Here is a 4,444-nt window from a genome sequence, read left to right as displayed (position 1 = left end):
CAGCCGACCTCGCGATGATCAACACTCATACTGCTGAGTTTGTGGAGCTGTTATCGATTTCGTATTGCCGGCGGAGTACCGATGCGCAAACCGTTCAGGGTCAATGGGAGCCATCGCAGGCCTGATGCGCAAGCCAATGATATCATGTGGCGCGGCTTCAACGGCCGCAACGCGCACTTGGGAAGACGGACAAAATTCAGCACAGGACGCGCTCGATCGCGCAGAATTTGGCGATGGTCTGATCCACGAACGGGCAACCCGGAACTTCTACGCCACCACGGCCAACTGGCGCGGATCGATCCGCAGCCACACCCGGCGCCCAACATCGTGCGCTTCAAGCGGCTGCGCCGCTGCGCGCAGCTTGAGCCCGGTCCCAAGTGGCTGCACCACGTAATCCCAAGCCTCGCCGAGATAGGTTCGCCCCAAGATCGTCGCTTCCAGCACGAGGCCCGCATCGGTCGGAGCCGCCTCATGGATAGTCATGGCTTGCGGCCGCAGCGAGATCAGCACCTCGCCGTGGGGGAGCGCCGGTAGGCCTGCCTGCCCTGCGGAGCCGAGACTGACGCCATCCAGCAGCAAAATCCCGGCCTCGACCTGCGCCTCTAGCAAGTTGGTTCGGCCCACAAAGCCGGCTACAAAACGCGTGCGCGGGCGGGTATAGAGCAGATGCGGCGCGTCGATCTGCTCGATCCGCCCCGCATTCATCACCGCGATCCGGTCGGAGGTCGCCATCGCCTCCCCCTGGTCATGGGTGACATAGACAGTGGTAATACGGAATTCATCGTGCAGACGGCGGATCTCGAAGCGCATTTCCTCACGGAGGTTGGCATCGAGGTTGGATAAGGGTTCATCCAGAAGAAGAACCGATGGCTTCACCACGATGGCGCGCGCCAGGGCGACACGCTGCTGCTGCCCGCCGGAGAGTTCGGCCGGATAGCGATGGGCGAGGTTCTCAAGCTTCACCACGTCCAAAATTTCGCGGACGCGGCTCCTCACATCCTCCGAGCTAAGGTTGCGCAGCTTCAGGCCAAAGGCAACGTTTTCTGCCACCGTCATGTTCGGCCAGATCGCGTAGGACTGGAAGATCATCGACATGCCGCGGCGCTCCGGCGGCACCACGGCCCCAGGTGCGGACAGCACGCTGCCATCAACCTGGATGCTGCCCCCTGTCGGGTCCACGAAACCGGCGATCATGCGCAGCGTCGTTGTCTTGCCGCAGCCGGAGGGGCCGAGCAGGGAGACGAATTCCCCCTCCTCCAGCGAGAGGTCCACGCGATCGACGACGGTCAATTTGCCGTAGGCCTTGGTCAGGCCGGAAAGTACCAGGCGTGGCAAGGCTATTCCCTCCGCAGCATGAAGTCGCGCCCCACCAGCTTCATGCCGATGCCGACGATGACCATGGTGATGAACAATAAAATTCCGCCGAAGGCCGAGACGACCTCAAAATTGCCCTGCTCGGTCAGATCGTATAGCAAAACCGACATGGTTCGCGTCCGCGGGCCGACCAGGAAGATGGCGGCCGAAAGTTCCCGCGACGCGACGATGAAGACCACCAGCCAGCCGCCGAGCAGGGATGACTTGATCAGCGGGGCAGTGATCTTGCGGATGGCGTGCAGGCGGCCCGAACCCAGGATGCGGGCGGCCTCCTCCATCTCGGGATGCACTGCGCGGATCGCGGCCTGGGAACTCGCATAGGCGATCGGCAGGAAACGCGCCGTAAAGGCAAGGATGAGCAGCAGCGCGCTGCCATAGAGCGACATCGGCGGCCCGGCATAGGCAGCATAGAAGCCGATGGCGAGCACAATGCCCGGGATGACGAAGGGTGCCATCGCCAGGAAGCCCAGCGCACCGGCGAAGCGCATCAGCTTCCGCACTACGATGTAGGCGACCAGCAGCGCCAGGATGATCGCCATGGTCGCTGACGCAGCCGAGAACCATAGCGTGTTCCACACCGCCTGTGGCGCCTGGTCATGCTCAAACAGGAGGAAGCGGTAGTTGCGTAGTGTCAGGTTATCCAGCGAGAAGCCACGCCCCCAGGCCTTGGCGAAGGAAGCCTGCAGCAGCACGATCAGTGGCTTGCCAACCGACAGCAGCGCCACGCTGACACACCAGCCTAACAGCACCCAGCGCCAGGGGCCCAGCTTCACCTCCCGCCGCTCACCGCCTTTGCCCGTCTGCGAAACAAAGCCCTTGCGGTTCAGCATGAGCTTCTGCACTGCAATCAGCGCGATGGTGATCAGCAGCAGCGGAATAGCGAAGGCAGCGGCGACCTCGACGCGGACCGGATCCTCGAAGAACTGCCAAAGCTGCGTGGTGACCACGTTGATACGCGCGGGGATGCCGATGATAGCCGGCGTGCCGAACAGCGCGATGGTTTCCAGGAAGATCAGGATGAAGCCGCCAAGGATGGACGGCCAAACCAGCGGCAGCGTCACCTTACGCATCGTCACCCAGGTGCCGGCGCCCAGGATGTTGGCGGCATCCTCCATCTCCGAGGAAATCAGGTCCAGCGCGGACTTCACGAAGATGAAGACCAGTGGAAAGGAATGCATGGCGATGACGAAGGCCATCCCGGTGAAGGTGTAGATGTTCAACAGCGGTTCCGTCGCCCCGGTAACCGCCCTCCAGACCACGTTGATCCAGCCGGAATTTGGCCCCGCCAGCAAGATCCAGCCAATGGCGCCGAGATAGGGCGGCATGACGAAAGCGGCAAGCACCACCGCCCAGGTAAAGCCCTTACCCGGCATGTCGGTGCGCGAGACGGCCCAGGCCATAGGCACAGCGATGACGGTCGATATCGTTGCCGACAGCAGCCCGAGCAGCAACGAATTTCGAAGCGCATCCAGGTAGCGCGCACGGCCATAGGCCGTCAGGTAGTTCTGGAAGGTGAACTCGCCCGTCTCCTGCATCTCAAAGGAGATGAGGAGCATCTTCACCAGCGGCGCTGCAACCAGCACTAGAAGTGCCGCGATCAGCGCGACCCACAGCAGCATCGCCGGTTCCAGCAGTCGGAACCGGCTGGGCCGCAGCGCGGGCGCGGCTGCTCCGCCCTGGCTCATGCCGATATCCTCAAACGCCAAAGAGTTCGCGCCAGACCTCGCGGACCTCCGGCACACCGCGCTCCGCCTCCTCCATGCTCGGCGCGAGCATAGTCACCTGATCGAGTGGGCGGGAGCCATCGGGCGGCGGAACTTCGGGGCGCAGGCTCTCGTTGAACAGCGTGCGTACCGCCGTGGAGAGGCCCGGCCCGGTGGTGAACTCCATGAACAGCTTCGCCGCATTCGGATGCGGCGCGTTGTTTGGGATCGCGGAAGGCGAAAGCGCCGCGATGACCCCTTCGGTCGGGTAGATCAATCTCAATGGATTGCCGCGGGAGATGGAGGTCAGAGTCGTGGCGGAGGGTACCGCTACGCCGACAGCGCGCTCACCTGCCGTCATCATAGTCACAGGGTCGATCGAGGAGCGTCCGACCTGCGGCTTGTTGCGTTCAAACCTCACCAGATAGTCGGGGCCGAACATTCTGCGCATTTGCAACGCCCACAGCCCGATCGCGCCGCTGAACCCCGGATGGCCGACGGCCAGCTTGTCCTTCCATCTTGCGTCGAGGATGTCGGTCCAGGATTTCGGCGCCTCCGTCTCTGAGACCAGGCGGGTGTTGTGCGCCATCAGGTAGATGCCGATGAACGAAGACTGGAAGTAATTGTCTGGGTCTGATACCCGCAGGATCGGCAGTAGGCCGTCGGCATTGACTGGGCGGAACTGCATCAGCCGATTTTGTCGCTTGAGCTGAATGTAGTGCCCGCCATTGGTCGAAGAGAACACGTCACACTGACCCACGCCCGCGCGCGCATCCTGCGAGAGGCGCTGGAAGGCGACCTGGGAGGTGGTGCGCACCACGTTGCAGCGCACTCCAGGATAGCGAGCGGTGAATGCGCGGCCGGCCGCTTCAGACGGCTCGGCGCTGTATTGGCCTGTATACCACGTGACCTCGCCTTCCCGCTTGGCGGCTTCATACAAAGCGCGTTCCTGCGGATGCATGGGCGATTGGGCCCATGCTTTTGTTGTCGCCGCGGACCAGGCCGCCAGCGTTAGCATCTGTCGCCTGTCGATCAGGAACATTCGGCTTTCTCCCACCATTCTGTCCAGCGGCGCCGCCTTTGGCGGTCACGGCGCGAGGTTCGTTTTTCTTGGATGGATAATCAGGCCATCGACTTCACGCAGTGTCAATTCGTTAACGCGGACCATGTGGAAACGCCATGTTGCCGGTGGGGTGGATTGGCATCGATGGTGGCAAGCTGCCTGCGCCGCGGCGGTAAAGGATCATGCCCGGCTCGAAAGCTTCAACGGCGCGGCCCCGGGCATCGCGCAGCAGATTGGCGGCGGTGCCGGTCAGGCCTATCTCGACCATCTCCCGCAGGTGCTGGCAGCATGATGAAGCCGCCGG

General features: G+C 62.9%; 4 protein-coding genes. 1 reads left to right on the top strand and 3 read right to left on the bottom strand.

All coding sequences use genetic code 11. The features are described from left to right. Positions 1-267 precede the first annotated feature (267 nt). From ABWP84_RS18110 to ABWP84_RS18100, 3 genes are read right to left on the bottom strand one after another with little or no spacing between them, the layout of a single operon-like run. Entirely contained in the window at positions 268-1,335 is a 1,068-nt protein-coding gene (locus ABWP84_RS18110) for an ABC transporter ATP-binding protein (RefSeq protein WP_353213424.1), read from the bottom strand. Positions 1,336-1,337: 2 nt separating this feature from the next. Beyond that, a complete protein-coding gene (locus ABWP84_RS18105; RefSeq protein WP_353213423.1) occupies positions 1,338-3,059 on the bottom strand; it encodes an iron ABC transporter permease in 1,722 nt (573 codons plus the stop codon). A 10-nt stretch (positions 3,060-3,069) separates the two neighbouring features. Then, a complete protein-coding gene (locus tag ABWP84_RS18100) occupies positions 3,070-4,119 on the bottom strand; it encodes an extracellular solute-binding protein (RefSeq protein ID WP_353213422.1) in 1,050 nt (349 codons plus the stop codon). Between the two features lie 124 nt (positions 4,120-4,243). On the opposite strand from ABWP84_RS18100, the gene ABWP84_RS18095 reads away from it, so the two are divergent. Beyond that, complete coding sequence (locus ABWP84_RS18095) at positions 4,244-4,432, top strand: hypothetical protein (RefSeq protein ID WP_353213421.1); 189 nt, start codon at positions 4,244-4,246, stop codon at positions 4,430-4,432. The last annotated feature ends 12 nt before the right edge of the window (positions 4,433-4,444 follow it).

The sequence above is a fragment of the Rhodovarius sp. genome, from assembly GCF_040399605.1.
GTDB classification, from domain to species: Bacteria; Pseudomonadota; Alphaproteobacteria; order Acetobacterales; family Acetobacteraceae; genus Rhodovarius; species Rhodovarius crocodyli_A.
Note: the sequence above shows the minus strand (reverse complement) of the source record. Positions and strands in the feature narration are given on the sequence as shown.